The organism is Lujinxingia litoralis, assembly GCF_003260125.1.
Taxonomy (GTDB): Bacteria; Myxococcota_A; Bradymonadia; order Bradymonadales; family Bradymonadaceae; genus Lujinxingia; species Lujinxingia litoralis.
This window is the reverse complement of the sequence record NZ_QHKO01000006.1, coordinates 158618-175101: the sequence shown is the minus strand read 5'-3', so window position 1 is coordinate 175101 and position 16484 is coordinate 158618. Positions and strand designations below refer to the sequence as shown.

Genomic DNA, 16484 nt, shown 5'->3' with positions numbered 1-16484 from the left:
TCTCGAGCACGGTCACTTCATACCCCTTCGCCAAAAGTGCCGCCCCCGTGCGCCCACACTCCGGGTCCTACCCCCTCCCCCGCCGCTCTCGAGCACGGTCACTTCATACCCCTTCGCCAAAAGTGCCGCCCCCGTGCGCCCACACTCCGGGTCCTACCCCCTACTCGCCCCACACCACTGCCGATGCTCCACCCCCGGATGCGCTTCACCCGCATAAACACTGGCCCATGCTCCACCCCCGGATGCGCTTCACCACGGGCCCATGCTCCTCCCCCGGATGTGCTTCGGCCGCATAAACACGGGCCCATGCTCCACCCCCGGATGCGCTTCACCACGGGCCCATGCTCCTCCCCCGGATGTGCATCGGCCGCATAAACACGGGCCCATGCTCCTCCCCCGGACGCGCATCGGCCGGACGCGCATCGGCCCCCCCCAGAGCCCCAACGCGCTCAATGAGGCAGAAGCGGGATGTGCAGACGCAGACCCACGTTATGGGTGCTCATCCAGTCCGGCCGATAGCTCTGCAGCGCGAACTGATAAAAGTAGCCGATCTCAAACTGCTTGCCGGCGTAATACGCCCCCAGGGTCGCCCCCGGCACCACCCCGCGCCGCTCCACGCCGGCGCCCAGCCCGGCCTCCAGCGTCAGCCCCCCCGAGGGACCAACCCCCGAGAGGCGCCCGCGCCCGTACACCGTCACCGCCTCCAGCCCGCCCCAGTCCGAGGGCACCACCACGCTCAGATCCGCGCCGGCCCCGGCCCGAAAGAGCGTCTCCACCCCGGCAAAACCAAAGATCGCCTCGGTGGCGTACATATAGCCCACCCCCAGCCCGATCACCTCCGAGAAGCCATAATCCAGGCGCAGCCCCGGCATATGCACCCGCTGACGGGACTGCTTCAGCTCAAAATCCTCTTCCTGCACCACCTGCGCGCTGGCCCCCGAACTCATAGCGAGCACCGCCAGCACGACCATCCCCGCACCGATCCCTTTCACTGCCTTCATCAACCTTCCCTCCACAAAGTCAATCACAGCTCATCCAGCCCTACAGACATCAATCCACCGAACTGCGCGGCGCAGACGGCCCCTCGGCCGGGGGAGAGGGGGCCTGCTCCTCGTCCTCGCCAGGGTCCTGCTCGCGCAGGCGTCGTACCAACCAGCCCACCGGGCGACCGTCCTGGGTGGCCAGCAGTCGGATCTGCACGTCGATCCCCTCAAAGCGGGCGTCGATCACCGCGGCCTTCTGCTCCTGCCGAAACTCCTCCAGCACCTCCCGACGCCGCTCCCGCAGCCAGGCCAGGGTGGCCTCAATCGCCTCCCCCTCCTCGCCAGTCCAGGTCGAGGCGATCAGGTGACTGTCCAGCCCCACCAGCAGGCGCTCCCCGGGAATCCCCCAGATCAGCCCCAGCACCAGCTGCTTCTGCTGGTTGATCCGCCCGCGCATCTCCGACTGCAACTCATCGCGGGCATCCAGCGCCGCGTTGAGCTGACGGGCCACCATCCCCAGCTCGTCATTCTCCGACATGTCAAAGCGCCGCCAGTGCTCGCCAATCAGCATCGCCTCGGCCACGTCGTTGAGCTCGTCCAGGCGCACCAGAATCTTCTGCTGCAGCGCCCGCGCCAGAAACACCATCGAGAAGAGCGCCACCGTCACCAGCAGCCCCAGCCACCCGGCGGTCTGCAACGCCGTCATGCGCGCGGCCCGGTCGGCCTCGATGATCGCCTGATGATTGCGGTCCAAAAGCTCAAAGGTCTGCTGGCGCGCCCGGATGTACGCCGGGAAAATCTCCTCCGAGAAGATCTCCATCGGCTCGGCATGCGAGCGCCCCAGCATCCGGTCGCGCACCTCGATGTACCCCAGGTAATTCGCGCGCAGCTCCGCGATCAGCTCCGCCTCCCCCTCGATCGTGGCGTTGGCCTCGGCCCGCTCCAGCGCCGCATAAAACGCCCGATCGCTGGTCGCCAGCGCATCATCGGTGCTCTCCCGGGTCAGCAGCGCGCTCATCGTCATCGTATTCTGATGCTCCAGCGCCTCCATCATCTCCACCGACGCGGTCACGCTGCGGAAATTTTCGCTCAGAATCCGGTCGATGGCCTCGCTGATACTAAAAAACCCAAAGGCCGCCCCGCCGGCGGTCAAGAGCACGAGCACGGCCATGTAGCCGTACCCCAGCAAGAGCCGAGTACGTAGTTTAAGCATCGATTACGCCAGCGCTGCGAGGTTACGAATCGAGTTCACCGAACCCACCACCACCAGCACATCGCCGCTCTTGAGCGATTCGCCGCCCATCGGGTTGGCGATCACGTGATCGCCTCGCTGAATGGCCATGATCGAGACGGCGTAACGGTTGCGAATGTCGAGCTCGGCCAGGGTCTTGCCCACAAATACCTCCGGCGCCTCGACCTCGGCCAGGTTGCTATCCCCCAGCTCCACCTGCTCCAGAATGCTGGGCTGGGAGAGTCGCGCGGCCAGCCGCCGACCCATCTCCTCCTCGGGATTGACGACCTCATCGGCCCCGATCGCCCGGAGCACCCGGGCGTGCAGATCGCTCATCGCCCGGGCCACAATCCGCGGCACCCCCACCTGCTTTAAGAGCGCCGTGGTCAACACCGAGGCCTCGATCGAGTGCGCCCCGATCGCCACCACCACACAGCTCATCGTATCGAGCTGCAACTCCTGCAAGGTGCGCTCATCGGTGGCGTCGGCCCGAATGGCCACGTCCACATCCTGAGAGGCGTTCTCCACAAGCTCCGGGTCCAGATCGATGGCCATCACCGACTCGCCCTGGTGCGCCAGGTTGCGCGCCACGCTCATGCCAAACTGCCCCAGTCCTACCACTGCAAACTGACTCATAACTGCTCGCTACCGCGCCCTAAGCGCGTCTTAACCCACCATGATCCGGGCCTCCGGATACGAGAGCCGACTCGGCTGCCCCCGTCCCAGCACCAGCGCCAACGCCAGCGGCCCCACACGTCCAATAAAGATCACCAGCACAATCAGAAGCTTGCCCACGTCGTTGAGCTGACTGGTGGCGCCCACCGAGAGCCCCACCGTCCCCAGCGCGCTGACCGCCTCAAACGCCAACATTTCAAAGGGGATCGACTGGGTCAACAGCAGCAAAAAGAGCAGCAAAAAGCCCAGCAAGATGCTGATCACCGTAATGCCCGCGGAGCGATACACGATGGCCTGCGGAATCTCACGTCGAAAAAACACCACCCGCGGCGTTCCGCTGGCAATGCCCCGCACCGCAAACAAAAGCACCAGCAGGGTCGTCAACTTGATGCCCCCGGCCGTGGATCCCGGCGCCCCGCCGATGAACATAAAGAACATCATAAACCACACCGTCGCCGAGCTCAGCACCTCGGTATCCACCGAGTTAAAGCCCGAAGAACGCAGGGTCACGCTCTGCATCAACGCGTTGAAAATCCGGTCCGTCCAGCTCATCTCGGCCAGCACCCCGTTCCACTCGCAGATAAAGAAGAGCACCATCCCCGCGGCGATCATCGCCACCGTGGCAAAACCGATCAGACGCGCCTGCACATTGACCCGGCGCCGCTCCCCGCGCAGCCACTGCCAGGCCACCGCCAGCACCAGAAAGCCCACGCTCCCCAGGGTCACCAGCAGCGAAAAAATCGTCAGCGCCACCGGATCCTCCTGAAACATCACCAGCGAATCCGACTGCAACGCAAACCCGGCATGGCAAAAGGCCGAGATCGCGTGAAACACCCCCAGCCACAGCGCCTCCCCAAAGGACTCGCCATGGCGCATGTACACCGCGGTCAATCCGGCCGCCCCCAGCCCCTCAATCGCCAGGGTCGACCCCACGATGAACTTTGCCAGGCTGTACGCGCTCTGCGAGCCGGGCAAGTCCAGCACCTCCTCCAGCGCCCGCTCCGCCCGCAGCCCCAGCCGACTCCCCAGCAAGAGCGTGGCAAAGGTCGAGAGCACCAAAATCCCGATGCCCCCCATCTGAATCAGCGCCAGAATCACCACGTGGCCAAAGGTCGTAAACGCCACCGGCGTATCCAGCACGATCAGCCCGGTGATGCACGAGGCACTCGTCGCGGTAAAAAACGCATCGACCGGGCTCACCGGCACCCCGCTGGCCGAGGCCGCCGGCAGACTCAGCAAGAGCGTGCCCACCGCCGTCAGGGTGGCGAAGGTCGTCAGCACCAGGAGCGCCGGGTACTCATAGAAGTAGTCCAGCACGTCGTTGAAAATTGGCTCCCGCGCCGAGAGCACAAAGAGCATCGCGAACTGATAAAAGCTCAAGAGCAGCAGGAGCACCTTGGGGCTGCCCAGAAAGAAGGCCATCAAAAAGAGCGGCACCGTGATCACCAGCACCCAGAGCCGGCGCTCCCGCACCAGCGCCCCGATCGCCGGGGCCGTCAGCGCGCTGGCCACCAGCGAGAAGGCCATCGTGGCGATCACCACCACGTCCTGGCCGCTGAGTTCAAAGCCGACCACCCCGACGTTGAGGATCAGCGAGACCCAGAGCACGTGGCGCACCGCCGCGCCATTTCTGCGGCTCCAGCCATCGAGCTCGTCCTCGCGCCGCCTCCCCGGCAGCGCAGAGCCGTGACGCCCCCCGGAGAGCCGCAGCGGGAAGAGCGTCCAGGCCAGCACCGCCAGGTTCCAGATGATCGCCCCGGCCGGGATGATCGGGCTGACCGCCAGCGCCGCCATAAACACCCCGATCGAGAGCGATCCGGTCAGCGCCACCAGCCAGACCACCCGGGGGTGATTGCGCACGTAACCCCAGGACACCAGCAGGGTCGAGGCCAGCAAGAACATCACGTAAAGACGGCCCCACTCCGTGACCTGATCGGCCCCACCGAAGTAGCCGTTGGGCATATCCACTGCCAGCTGGGCAAAGGCCGAAAAGAGGTTCGCCCCCATCACCCGTGCCGCCGCCAGTCTGCGCTCTGCGCTCGATCCTAACTGAGCCATACTCTGCAACCACTCTTAGCCATTGATGTGCCCGGCGACTGCGGCCGGTTTCCGCGGCATCCTCCACCTGGTGCCCCTGAAATGCAACTTTTCGCCACGAGCGGCCATTGGTATGAATGGAAGTCTGGCTAACGCGGCAGTTTCATTCTTTTTTCACTCCCCGGAACCCCCGTCATGCAGGCATTTGCCCCCCCTTACAATGCCGATCTGCCCGCGCTTAAACCCGGTGACCTGGTGGCCGGCCGCTTCCGCATCGTGGAGGTCATCGGCTCCGGGGGCTTCTCGGTGGTCTACCGCGCCCACCAGGAGGGCATGAACCGCTTTGTCGCCCTCAAGGTGCTCAAGCCCCGGGCCTCGGCCGACGCCAAGATCGTGGAGCGCTTTCGCCGCGAAGCCCTCTTCGCCAGCCAGCTCTCCCACACCAACACCATCACCCTCTTCGATTACGGCCAGACCGAAGAAGGGCTCTGCTACATCGCCATGGAGTTCCTCCGCGGGCGCGACTTAAGTGAGGAGGTCAAACACGGCCGCCCCATGAACCTGAAGCGGGTCTGGTCGATCCTCACCCAGACCTGCCGCAGCCTGGCCGAAGCCCACCGCATGGGGCTGATCCATCGCGACTTAAAGCCCGAAAACATCTTCCTGGTCGACCGCGAAGGCGGCGATCAGGTCAAAGTCCTCGACTTCGGCGTCTCCAAGGCGCTCAGCGACTTTGGCGACGCCAGCGCCAGCTCCCTGGCCCCGCTGACCCAGGAGGGCACCGTCTTTGGCACCCCCCTCTACATGGCCCCGGAACAGGCCATGGCCGAGGACATCAGCCCGGCGGTCGACGTCTACGCCATCGGTCATATCGCCTACGAGATGATCACCGGTCGGGCGGCCTACGACGGCCAACTCAGCCCGATGGACGTGATGCTACGCCAGATCAACGACCCGGCCCTGGAGCTGCCTCCCCCCTTTGACGAGCTGCCCTTTAGCCAGCTGATCCAAAACTGCACCCAGAAAGATCCCTACAAGCGCATCCGCAACGCCGGCGAACTCCTGGAAGCCCTGCTCCAGGAGCCCTTTGTTCCCTATATGGATCTGCGGGACATCCCCCCCAGCCTGCGCCAGCCTCGCCCCGTTCGCCCCCTGGTCACCCTGCCGGCCGCCGGCGCCGAACCCGACGAACCCGGCATCGCCGAAGACGTCTACCGCTGGGAGCTCTCGGTCCTTGGCGAGATGCTCCAGGAGGTCCAGGACTCCGCCCAGATGCGCCTGGCGGTGCTGCGGGGCAATCCGGGCACCGGACGCAGCAACCTCCTGCGCTCGTTTTTACGCCGGCAGACCAACCAACTCGGCGTGCGCCTGATCCACCGTCAGTCCCACACCTCCGCCACCCCTCCCGGGGGCCTGGAGGCCGATCTGGCTCAGGTCGCCGGGCTACGCCTGCGGGGCGATGGCATCAAAGAGGTCAACCGCCTCTTGCGCGAGTTCCATGGCGAGGAGGAGCAGGCCACGCTCACCGAACTGATGCCGGTACGCATCGACTCCAACCCGCTGAGCGAACTCACCTCCCTGCGCGACGCCTTTTTAAGCCGCATGATCGAGCCCTTTCGACGCGCCTCCCGCGTGGGCTCCCTGATCTGGGGCATCGAAAACCTGGAGACGGCCGACACGCTCACCCTGGCGTTCCTCGATCGCTTCGTGCGCGAGCTCCAGGTCCATCCGGCCCCGATTCTCGTAGTCGTCACCGTGCACCCCGACGCCCTGGCCCAGCGCCCGGGGCTGATGCGCTACACCGAAACTCTGCTCAACGCCCCGGCCACCTGCGCGCGCCAGCTCCGCCTGCTGGAGCCCGGCGCTCGCAAAGAAGGGCTGGCCGAGTCCAGCAGCGACGCCCTCACCGAGCTGGCCGACCTGAGCTCCGGGGCCACCGTCGACGGCTCCTACCCCGGCGGCCGCACCGCCGACGACGCGTCCACCGGCCCCCAGCTCGACGACGTCGACATCGCCCACTGGGCGGCCCAGGCCGATGGCGTGCAACCCTCGGATACGCCGGCAGCCGAGCCGCCGAGCGCCGGGGAGACGCCCGCGACACCGGCTCCCGACCTCGCCACAGACGCCCCTCCCACAACGGCCTCCCCCGCGGCGGAACGCGCCGAGATGCATCAGGCCTTCGACAGCGTCCTCGGCTACCTGGCTCAGCTCGACGAGCGCGTGGTCGAGCGCCCGCTCTGGGAGTTTGTCTACCACCGTGTGCTCCCCTTTGAGACCACCCGGGTGATGGGCACCATCCTCGAGCAGGCGGAGCGCTTTGGCATCCTCCGCCTCACCGACGAGACCCTGGCCTTTGCCGACCAGGAGTACGCCCGCAACCTGCGCGAGCACTTCTCCCGGCGCGACGACGCCATCGAGGCCCACCACAATCTGGCCGCACTCCTGCACGAGTACTCGCCAGAGCCCGGACGACAGCACCTGCGCCGCATCGTCCATCACGCGGTCCAGGGACATGATTTTGAGCGTGCCATCAGCCTGCTGATCCAGGCTGGCGAGTCCGCCTACGAAGAGCTCGATCTGGACTCGGCCCGCGAGCACTTTTTGCAGTTCAAGGCGCTCCTCGACGACCTCTCCATGCGCTCGCCAACCCCGCCGGCGGCCTTTGTGGCTCACCCCCGGGTCTGGCTGCGCCTGGGCGAGGTACAGGGGGCGCTTGGCGAACACGGCGCCGCCGAAGATGCGCTCCTGCGCGCCATCCGCGAAGCCCGCGAAAACGCCCATCCCCTGCGCGCCAGTGCTCACAAACTCCTGGCCGACCTGGCCATGAGCCAGACCCGCTACGAAGACGCGCTGCACCACTATGAACTGGCCCGCGACCTCTTCCAGAAGACCTCGCTGGCCCGTCCCTACGTGGCCACCCTGGCCGAGATCGGGCGCTGCTCAGTGCTCCTGGGCCGTCCGCGCCAGGCCGAGGGCATCCTGCTTCAGAGCATCGACAAGGCCGAAAAACTTCAGGACAACGCCCTGCGCGCCCGCCAGCACCGCTACATGGGAGACGTCCTCACCCGTCAGGGCCGCTTTTTAGAGGCGATCGATCATCTCAAACGCGCCATGGAGATCTTCGACAACGAGGATCATCCCCGCGACGTGGTCTCCTGCCTCCAGGAGCTGGGACAAGCCCATTTTGCCGCCGGCCTCTTCGACGCCTCCCGCAACAACTACACCCGGGCACTGGCCCTGACCTCCACCCACCACCTCCACGACGAGCACACGCCGCACCTGGGCCTGGCCCGCGCGCTGGCCGCGCTGGAGAATCTTCAGCAGGCCGAACTTCACCTGGTCGAGGCGATGAGCTTCTACGGCACCCGCAACGACACCCTGCGCCGCGCCCGGGTGCAGTACCATCTGGGCGACCTCTACCTGGCCATGGGGCGCCCCACCATGGCCCACGAACACTACGAACACGTCTTCTACGTCGGCGAAGAAACCGGCCAGCGCGAGCTCGCCTTCAACGCCCTGGTGCGCCAGGCCTACGCCTGCTTCGATCTCAATGAAGACGAGGCCGCCTTCGCCGCGCTCTCCGATGCGGTGACCTTCGCCGAAGAGGTCGTGGATGAGGAACAACGGGCCGTGGCCCGCGCTCATATCATCTACCTGCAGCTGCTCGGCCGCGGGTTCAACGCCCGCGGTGAGTTCTTCTCCACGCTCCTGGTCGAGAGCCCCGGAGATCGGGTGCGCACGTCGACGGCACTCCGCGATCTCTTCCGCGCGGATGTGGCCCTGGCCCGCGGCGAGCTCAGCGAAGCCGCCACGCGCCTGTCTCGCGCGCGCCTCAACGCCGCGAGTCTGGGCAGCTACGGCCTCTTCATCCCCCTGGCCCGACGAGAACACGAGCTGGGCCAGGTCCAGGGCCGCCTGCCGAACCCGCATACCGGCAGCGGATACGCCATCGGCTCCCTGGTCCCTCCCGAGATCGGCCGGCGACGCTTTGGCGCCGGACGTATCGGCGCGCGCACGAGCTAAACCCTGCCTCGGGGGCAAAGGGCCCACCTTCACTCAGAGGATACGACGAGCCCCGGTGATCGCCCGAAAAATCGCCACCTCGTTCATCACCGCTTCGGTGCCTACCGCGGCAATGAAGAGCCGTCGCCCGCCGGCGCGAAACGCGCACACCGCCAACTCATCGGCCGTGAGCAAAGGCTGCTGACGCCGCAGCGTCTCCAGGTGCTGCTCCCGATGCTGTGGCACCACCGCCATCGTCGGCACCAGCCCGGCCAGCGCCTGCATAAAGGAGGTGGGGCAATCGGGCGACGCGGCCACCAGGCGCGCGTCTTCATCCACCAACACACAGCAGCGCAACTCAAAGTCGCGCACCACCTGGTCGAGTTGATACCCCAGCGCCAACTCCGGACGCTCGGTACGTCGCCGGCGTCGTTCCGGCACCGACTCGCCAGCTGGCGCGGTTGAGGTCTGAGGGCGATCGAGCTGATCAAAATGCACTTCCATCGCGTCCTTCCCTGGTCGCAGGTTGGTGAACATCTCACGGATACAACGCGACGAAGCCTAACAAGGGTGGCAAGGGGCGCAATTTTTTGCAGGAACCAGGCCCCGGTGTCCCTCCAAAAATGCCACAGATCACTTCCGAGGGTGCGACATCAACCGCTTCCGGGGGTGCGACATCGATCACTTCCGAGGGTGCGACAGCGACCCTCCGAAAATGGCACAGATCACTTCCGAGGGTGCGACATCGACCGCATGCCATGCGGACTTCGCACTTCCGAGGGTGCGACATCAACCGCATGCCATGCGGACTTCGCACTTCCGGGGGTGCGACATCAACCGCTTTACATGCGGAATTCACGCTTCCGAGGGTGCGACATCGATCACTTCCGAGGGTGCGACATCAACCGCATGCCATGCCGACTTCGCACTTCCGGGGGTGCGACATCAACCGCTTTACTTGCGGGATCCACGCTTCCGAGGGTGCGACATCAACCGCTTTACTTACGGACTTCGCACTTCCGAGGGTGCGACATCAACCGCTTTACTTGCGGGATTCACGCTTCCGGGATCCACGCTTCCGAGAGTGCGACAGCGACCGACGCTTCCGAGGGTGCGACATCGACGCCCCCCCAAACGACGTTTCCGAAACGCCCGGGAAGCTCCTACCCACCGTCGCTATCGTCCAAACACAAAAGCACCGGGCGCAAAGCGCCCGGTGCTCTTACTCTCCCGAAAACCTGTCGGTCTCCGTGGCTCTCTCAGCTCGCCATCGCTCAGTGCACAGGCGTCGCCCCGTCCCCCGGAGGCTGATTGAGCAAAATATCCGGCGGCAAGAGCGGCTGCTTCAGCGCTTCCTGGAACGCATCGCGATCTTCCAGGCGAAGCGCATGCGCGAGCACCTCGTCCATATGGTCCACCCACACCACCTCAAGCTGCTTGCGCACCTTCTTGGGCACCTCCGGCCAATCGCGCTTGTTCTCCATCGGCGCGATGATCTTTCGGATGCCGCCCCGCTGCGCCGCGATGGCCTTCTCTTTGAGCCCGCCAATCGGCAGCACTCGCCCGCGCAACGTGATCTCGCCAGTCATCGCCACATCGTGTTGCACAGGAATACGCGTGAGCGCACTCACAATGCTGGTCGCCATGGTGATGCCTGCGGAGGGGCCATCCTTGGGAAGGGCGCCCTCCGGGAAGTGAATGTGAAGGTCCACTTTCTGGTGAAAATCCGGACTCAACCCTAAGTTCATCGCTCGCGAACGCACGTAGCTCATCGCCGCCTGAGCCGACTCCTGCATCACGTCGCCCAACTTCCCGGTGATGATGAACTTGCCCTTACCGGGCATCACCGACACCTCGCTGACCAACATCACGCCGCCGTACTGCGTCCAGGCCACGCCGTTGGTCATCCCAACCTCGTCGCGCTCCTCAATTCGGCCCTGCGTGAACTTAGAGTGCCCCAGATAATGGGTGACCGCCCGCGCGTTGACGTTAAACGACTGGTCCTTGCCGCCCTCCACAACCTTTCGCGCGATCTTGCGGCATACCGTCCCGATCTCACGCTCCAGGTTACGCACCCCGGCCTCCCGGGTGTAGTCGTTGATCACCCGACTGATGGCGCTCTCCGTGAAGTGCACATCGACATCATCAATGCCGTTGTTCTCAAGCTGCTTGGGCACCAGATAGTGCCGCGCGATTTGCAACTTCTCGTAGTCGGTGTAGCCCGGGATCTGGATGATTTCCATGCGATCGCGAAGCGGCGCCGGAATCTGCTGGAGGTTGTTGGCCGTGCACAAAAACATCACGTCCGAAAGATCGTAATCCAGGTCCAGATAGTGATCGTTGAAGGTCGCGTTCTGCTCCGGATCGAGCACCTCAAGCAACGCGCTGGAGGGATCGCCCCGGAAGTCCGTCGACATCTTGTCGACCTCGTCGAGCAAGAGCACCGGGTTAGAGCTCCCCGCCTTGCGCAACGACTGAATGATTTTGCCGGGAAGCGCCCCGATGTAGGTGCGGCGGTGACCGCGAATCTCCGCCTCGTCACGCACCCCGCCCAGGCTCAAGCGCACAAACTTGCGGTTGATCGCCCGCGCAATCGAGCGCCCCAGCGAGGTCTTACCCACGCCGGGCGGTCCCACCAGACACAGGATCGGACCACGCGGCTTGCGGATCAGCGCCTTCACCGCCAGGTACTCAAGAATACGATCCTTGGGCTTCTCCAACCCGTAGTGATCCGCCTCCAGGGTCTCCTCGGCCACCTTCACATCCAGGCGGTCCTCGGTGTACTCGCCCCAGGGCAGACTGAGCACCCAGTCGATGTAGTTCCGGACCACCGTGGCTTCGGCGCTCATCGGACTCATCATCTTGAGCTTTTTAAGCTCCCGCTCCAGCTTCTCCTGCGCTTCCTCGGAGATGTCCTTCTGCTGGATACGCTCCTCGAGTTCATCGATCTCGTTTTTGAACTCATTCTGATCGTTGGGATCTTTAGGCATCGCACCCTGCATGTCGTTGAGGTAGTAGTCGTTCTGCGTGCGCTCCATCTGCTTCTTCACACGCGAGCGGATCTTCTTTTCAACCTTCAACAGCTCGATCTCTTCCTGCATCAGCTCGTAGAGCTGGCGCAGACGCTCGGTCACATCGAGCATCTCCAGAATCGATTGCTTGTCGCTCAATTTGAGCGCCAGCTGGGCGGCGATCGTATCAGCCAGCAACGAGGGGTCTTTGACCCGGGCGATCTCCTCGATCATCTCGCCGGGAATGCGCTTGTTGAGCTCCACATACTCGGCAAACGAAGAGCGCAACGTCTGCAAGAGCGCCTTGAGCTCGTCATCAAGCGCGGCGCTCTGATCTTCGAGCAACGAGAAACGCACCTCGAAATACTCAGCGGTCTCCAGATACTCGTCGAGTTGCACACGCTGCTGGCCGATCACCCGCACCTTCACCGTACCATCAGGCAGGCGAAAGAGCTGGTCGATGGTCGCCAGCGTGGCCACCTCGTAGATGTCGTCCTCCCCCGGCTCATTGGTCTTGGCTTTCTTTTGAGCAGCCAGCACGATCTGCCGATCGCGCTTCATCGCCTCATCAAGCGCGGCGATGCTCTTCTCTCGTCCCACAAAAAGCGGCACCTTCATCGCCGGGAACACGAGGATGTCGCGCAGCGGCAAGAGGGGAAGAGTGGCCGTCGGATCGCTACCGGTTCGCTGCTCGTTGGAAGACGCCATATCGCTCTCGTTTAAGTTCCATCGACGCGGCCCCTCGGCGAGCTGACCGCAACGTAGCTGTCAAAGATGCGGGATCTGGAACGGCGCTTACGCGGACTCGGCCGTTGTCGGGTCGAGTTGAATCTGTGCGCCACTGGCCCGATTGACCATCTCATCGGTGATCTTGAGTTCCTTCACGTCCTCTCGATCGGGCAACTCGTACATAAGATCCATCATCAAGGTCTCAAGGATCGCCCGTAGCCCCCGCGCCCCGGTCTTATGGGCCAGAGCCGCCCGGGCTACCGAACGCAGTGCCCCTTCTTCAAACTCCACCTGGACCCCGTCGATCCGGAAGAGCTTGCGGTACTGCTTAACCAGCGCGTTCTTCGGAGACGTTAAAATCTCCACCAACGCCGACTCATCCAACTCTTCCAGCGTCGCGATCACCGGCACGCGCCCCACAAACTCGGGGATCAACCCAAAACGCATCAGGTCTTCGGGCTGCAGCGTCGCAAAGAGCTCGCTGGTCGAACGATCATCGACCTTACTCACATCCCCACCAAAGCCCATCCGCTTATCGCCCACGCGCTGCGCGATGATCTGCTCCAGCCCCGAGAAGGCGCCACCGCAGATGAAGAGGATGTTGGTGGTGTCGATCTGCAAAAAATCCTGCTGCGGATGCTTGCGCCCACCCTTGGGCGGCACCGACGCAACCGTTCCCTCGATGATCTTCAAGAGCGCCTGCTGCACCCCTTCACCGGAGACATCACGGGTGATCGAGGGGTTCTCACCTTTGCGCGAGATCTTATCGATCTCATCGATGTAGATGATCCCACGGCTGGCCTTCTCCACATCGCCATCGGCGGCCTGCAAAAGGTTAACGATGATGTTCTCGACATCCTCGCCAACATACCCGGCCTCGGTCAGGCTGGTGGCATCGGCGATGGTGAAAGGCACATCCAGAATCCGCGCCAGGGTCTGCGCCAGCAGCGTCTTGCCACTTCCGGTGGGGCCAATAAGAAGAATATTCGACTTCTGCAGCTCCACCCCATCGTTATCCACCGGGCTGTCGATGCGCTTGTAGTGATTGTGCACCGCCACCGCCAGCGTGCGCTTGGCCTTCTCCTGGCCAATCACATACTGATCGAGAATCTCCTTGATCTCGATGGGCTTGGGCACATGGGCAACCCCGCCGGTGCGCCCCTCTCGCTCGACCTCCTGGTCGATGATATCCCCGCATAGCCCGATGCATTCGTCACAAATATAGACGGTGGGGCCGGCGATCAGCTTCTGCACGTCGCGCTGACTCTTCCCGCAGAATGAACAGCACAAGTTGGCGTGACCGCCGCTGCCTTTCTTCGCCATGAGATATCCTGGTGTCTCTGGTAATGCTGCGCCCACTGCCCCCGGCGGCCTGATTGCCGCAGAGATTCGGGCTCCTTCTACCCTCGAAAAACGGCGGGTTTCGAGGAGGCATTCCCCGAAACCCACCGACACACAGCTCGCATCCTAACGAGCACGCTGAGCTGACTTCAACCTCTCCAAGAATCGCCCTGCGGATCGACTCCCAAAGAGACCCCACCTTACCTTACTTTTCCGAGCGCTCCAGCCCGACCCGCGGGCTGACCACTTCATCGATCAGACCGTACTCCCGGGCATCCCCGGCGCTCATGAAGAAATCACGATCGGTGTCGCGCTCGATATTCTCCAGGCTCTGACCGGTATGGCTGGCCAGGATCCCGTTGAGCGTCTCCCGCAACTTCAAGATCTCGCGCGCCTGAATATCGATATCGGTGGCCTGACCGCTCAGCCCCCCCATCAAGGGCTGGTGAATCAAGATCCGCGAGTTCGGCAGACTAAGACGCCGCCCCGGCGCACCGGCCGCCAAGAGCACCGCCCCCATCGACGCGGCCTGCCCCAGGCAGATCGTGGACACCGGCGCCTTGATGTACTGCATGGTGTCGTAGATCGCCAACCCCGCGGTCACGCTCCCCCCCGGGGAGTTGATGTAGAGCGAGATCTCTTTGTCGGGATCGTCGCTCTCCAAAAAGAGCAGCTGCGCGATGATGGAGTTGGCGATCTGATCGTTGACCTGGGTTCCCAGAAAGATGATCCGATCTTTGAGCAGTCGGCTAAAGATGTCCCAGCCGCGCTCTCCGCGGTGGGTCTGTTCGACGACGTTGGGGATAAAAGCCATCACACGCTCCTTGCAGTGCTGCTTAACGTTTCGACACACACATCCATCGACCGCTCAACCGACGACTTATTCGGCGTCTTCCGCCTTATCGTCATCCTTCTTCTTGGTGCTCTTCTTCTTGGTCGAAGCCTTCTTCTTGGGCTTGGCCTCTTCCGCCGATGCTTCGCCCTCTTCGTCCTTCTTGGTGCTCTTCTTCTTGGTCGAAGCCTTCTTCTTGGGCTTGGCCTCTTCTGCAGGGGCCTCCTCCGCAGCGGCTTCCTCGTCGCTGGGCCACGCTACCTCCGTCAGCTCCGCGTCGGCGAGCAGCTTGGCACGGACCTTCTCCAGCAGCGCTGAGGCCTGGGCCTGGCGCATCCGGTCGGTGTTCTGGCTCACAAAAGCCCGGTACTGCTGGGCGTTGGCTCCAAGCTCGGCACCACGGCGCTCAAAGAAAGCCGTAAGATCGGCTTCTTCCACCTTGAGCTCCTCCTTGCGAGCGATCTCCATGAGCAAGAACTCACGCTTGATCTGCTCCACGACATCTTCACGAATGCTTTCCGCGATGGCGTCGACACTCAACCCGAACTGCGCCGGATCGATGCCCTGCTGAGCAAACATCTGCAGGCGCTGCTTGGCAGCGGCCTTGACCTGTTCGTCGAGGAAGCTCGGCGGCAATTCAAAGCTGTTCTGCCCCAGCAGATTCTTCATCATCGAGTCGATCGCCAGCTGCTCGGCTTCCTTCTCGCGCTGCTCTTCCAGACGCTTGCGGATCGTCGCGCGCAGCTCCAGCAGGGTCTCGCCCTGACCGGTGGTCTGCGCAAAATCATCATCGAGTTCCGGCAGCACCTTGCGCTCGACCTTGGTCACGGTCAGGCGGATCGGCAGCTTCTCACCACGAAGCTCCTCGACCGGGAAGTCTTCCTGAGCCTCGATCTCCGAGTCGACCACCGCGTCAAAAGCCTGGCCCTTGAGCGCATCTTCGATGCCCGGAAGGGTTTGCCCCGAACCAATCTCGATCTGCACACCGCTGGAGCGCATATCCTGCAGCTCGGGGTGCTCACCGACCGCCTCAAAGTCCACGGTCACGATGTCGCCCAGCTCGATGGCTTCACGGGTGACCACCGCCTCCAGCGTCGACTTGCTCTGGCGCAGCTGCTCCAGCTCGGCGTCGATCGCCTCATCGGCGATCTCGACCACGGGCTTCTCCACCTTGACGCCGAGGTAGCCGATCGGATCGATCTCCGGACGCAGCTCAAAATCCACGGTGAACTTCAGCTCGCCGCCATCACCAAAGGGCACATCGGTGACCTGAGGCACGCCCACATGCAGCACGTTCTCGGTCTCATTGAGCACTTTGTTGACGTTCTCGGTGACCAGGTCTTCGATCACGTCACGCGTCACCGCCTGACCGTAGCGCTGCTTCATCACCGAAAGGGGAATCTTACCCTTGCGGAAGCCCGGAACCTTCACCCGACCCGAGAGCTTACGCAGGGCCTTGTTGACCTGACGATCATACTCCGCCGCTTCTACCGTGATCGTCGCGCTCCGCGTCAACTCGCCAGTCTCTTCGACCTGATGTGCCATCGGCTTGCTCTCCTTAAGCAGTGCAACCGGCCCCAGAGCTCTATGCCCGGCCGGCGTGATGTTCGGGGCGCGCGACCCTTACTCGTGGCCACACACCG

10 protein-coding genes are annotated in these 16484 nt (G+C 63.7%); 1 reads left to right on the top strand and 9 read right to left on the bottom strand.

Annotated features, from left to right (window positions below):
• Nucleotides 1-449: 449 nt before the first annotated feature.
• Genes DL240_RS14050 through DL240_RS14035 form a run of 4 tightly spaced genes read right to left on the bottom strand, consistent with a single transcriptional unit; the run spans nucleotide 450 to nucleotide 4947 of the window.
• Nucleotides 450-1001, bottom strand: coding sequence for a hypothetical protein (locus DL240_RS14050; protein WP_111730534.1), 552 nt, complete (start codon nucleotides 999-1001; stop codon nucleotides 450-452).
• A 49-nt stretch (nucleotides 1002-1050) separates the two neighbouring features.
• On the bottom strand, nucleotides 1051-2196 hold the full coding sequence (locus tag DL240_RS14045; RefSeq protein WP_146618304.1) for a methyl-accepting chemotaxis protein: 1146 nt from the start codon (nucleotides 2194-2196) through the stop codon (nucleotides 1051-1053).
• Nucleotides 2197-2199: 3 nt separating this feature from the next.
• Nucleotides 2200-2850 (bottom strand): potassium channel family protein, encoded by a 651-nt coding sequence (locus tag DL240_RS14040; RefSeq protein ID WP_111730532.1) that lies wholly within the window; start codon nucleotides 2848-2850, stop codon nucleotides 2200-2202.
• A gap of 30 nt (nucleotides 2851-2880) precedes the next feature.
• A complete protein-coding gene (locus DL240_RS14035; RefSeq protein ID WP_146618303.1) occupies nucleotides 2881-4947 on the bottom strand; it encodes a TrkH family potassium uptake protein in 2067 nt (688 codons plus the stop codon).
• 174 nt (nucleotides 4948-5121) lie between these two features.
• Here DL240_RS14035 and DL240_RS14030 point away from each other — a divergent pair, with 174 nt between their 5' ends.
• Complete coding sequence (locus DL240_RS14030; RefSeq protein ID WP_111730530.1) at nucleotides 5122-8949, top strand: serine/threonine-protein kinase; 3828 nt, start codon at nucleotides 5122-5124, stop codon at nucleotides 8947-8949.
• 33 nt (nucleotides 8950-8982) lie between these two features.
• Here DL240_RS14030 and DL240_RS20030 read toward each other — a convergent pair whose 3' ends face one another.
• The 5 genes from DL240_RS20030 to tig form a co-directional block, all read right to left on the bottom strand.
• Entirely contained in the window at nucleotides 8983-9432 is a 450-nt protein-coding gene (locus DL240_RS20030; RefSeq protein WP_158542578.1) for a hypothetical protein, read from the bottom strand.
• A 770-nt stretch (nucleotides 9433-10202) separates the two neighbouring features.
• Nucleotides 10203-12647, bottom strand: a complete 2445-nt coding sequence (gene lon, locus DL240_RS14020) for an endopeptidase La (protein WP_111730529.1) — start codon at nucleotides 12645-12647, stop codon at nucleotides 10203-10205.
• A gap of 87 nt (nucleotides 12648-12734) precedes the next feature.
• Nucleotides 12735-13991 (bottom strand): ATP-dependent Clp protease ATP-binding subunit ClpX, encoded by a 1257-nt coding sequence (gene clpX / locus DL240_RS14015; protein ID WP_111730528.1) that lies wholly within the window; start codon nucleotides 13989-13991, stop codon nucleotides 12735-12737.
• 223 nt (nucleotides 13992-14214) lie between these two features.
• On the bottom strand, nucleotides 14215-14823 hold the full coding sequence (gene clpP, locus DL240_RS14010; protein ID WP_111730527.1) for an ATP-dependent Clp endopeptidase proteolytic subunit ClpP: 609 nt from the start codon (nucleotides 14821-14823) through the stop codon (nucleotides 14215-14217).
• Between the two features lie 66 nt (nucleotides 14824-14889).
• On the bottom strand, nucleotides 14890-16386 hold the full coding sequence (gene tig, locus DL240_RS14005; RefSeq protein ID WP_111730526.1) for a trigger factor: 1497 nt from the start codon (nucleotides 16384-16386) through the stop codon (nucleotides 14890-14892).
• Between the last annotated feature and the right edge of the window lie 98 nt (nucleotides 16387-16484).

Bases quoted from the DNA above. Each gene is read 5' to 3' on its own strand.
- lon (WP_111730529.1), bottom strand. From the start codon at position 12,647: ATGGCGTCTTCCAACGAGCAGCGAACCGGTAGCGATCCGACGGCCACT.
- DL240_RS14035 (WP_146618303.1), bottom strand. From the start codon at position 4,947: ATGGCTCAGTTAGGATCGAGCGCAGAGCGCAGACTGGCGGCGGCACGG.
- DL240_RS14045 (WP_146618304.1), bottom strand. From the start codon at position 2,196: ATGCTTAAACTACGTACTCGGCTCTTGCTGGGGTACGGCTACATGGCC.
- DL240_RS14050 (WP_111730534.1), bottom strand. From the start codon at position 1,001: ATGAAGGCAGTGAAAGGGATCGGTGCGGGGATGGTCGTGCTGGCGGTG.
- DL240_RS14040 (WP_111730532.1), bottom strand. From the start codon at position 2,850: ATGAGTCAGTTTGCAGTGGTAGGACTGGGGCAGTTTGGCATGAGCGTG.
- clpX (WP_111730528.1), bottom strand. From the start codon at position 13,991: ATGGCGAAGAAAGGCAGCGGCGGTCACGCCAACTTGTGCTGTTCATTC.
- DL240_RS20030 (WP_158542578.1), bottom strand. From the start codon at position 9,432: ATGGAAGTGCATTTTGATCAGCTCGATCGCCCTCAGACCTCAACCGCG.
- tig (WP_111730526.1), bottom strand. From the start codon at position 16,386: ATGGCACATCAGGTCGAAGAGACTGGCGAGTTGACGCGGAGCGCGACG.
- clpP (WP_111730527.1), bottom strand. From the start codon at position 14,823: ATGGCTTTTATCCCCAACGTCGTCGAACAGACCCACCGCGGAGAGCGC.
- DL240_RS14030 (WP_111730530.1), top strand. From the start codon at position 5,122: ATGCAGGCATTTGCCCCCCCTTACAATGCCGATCTGCCCGCGCTTAAA.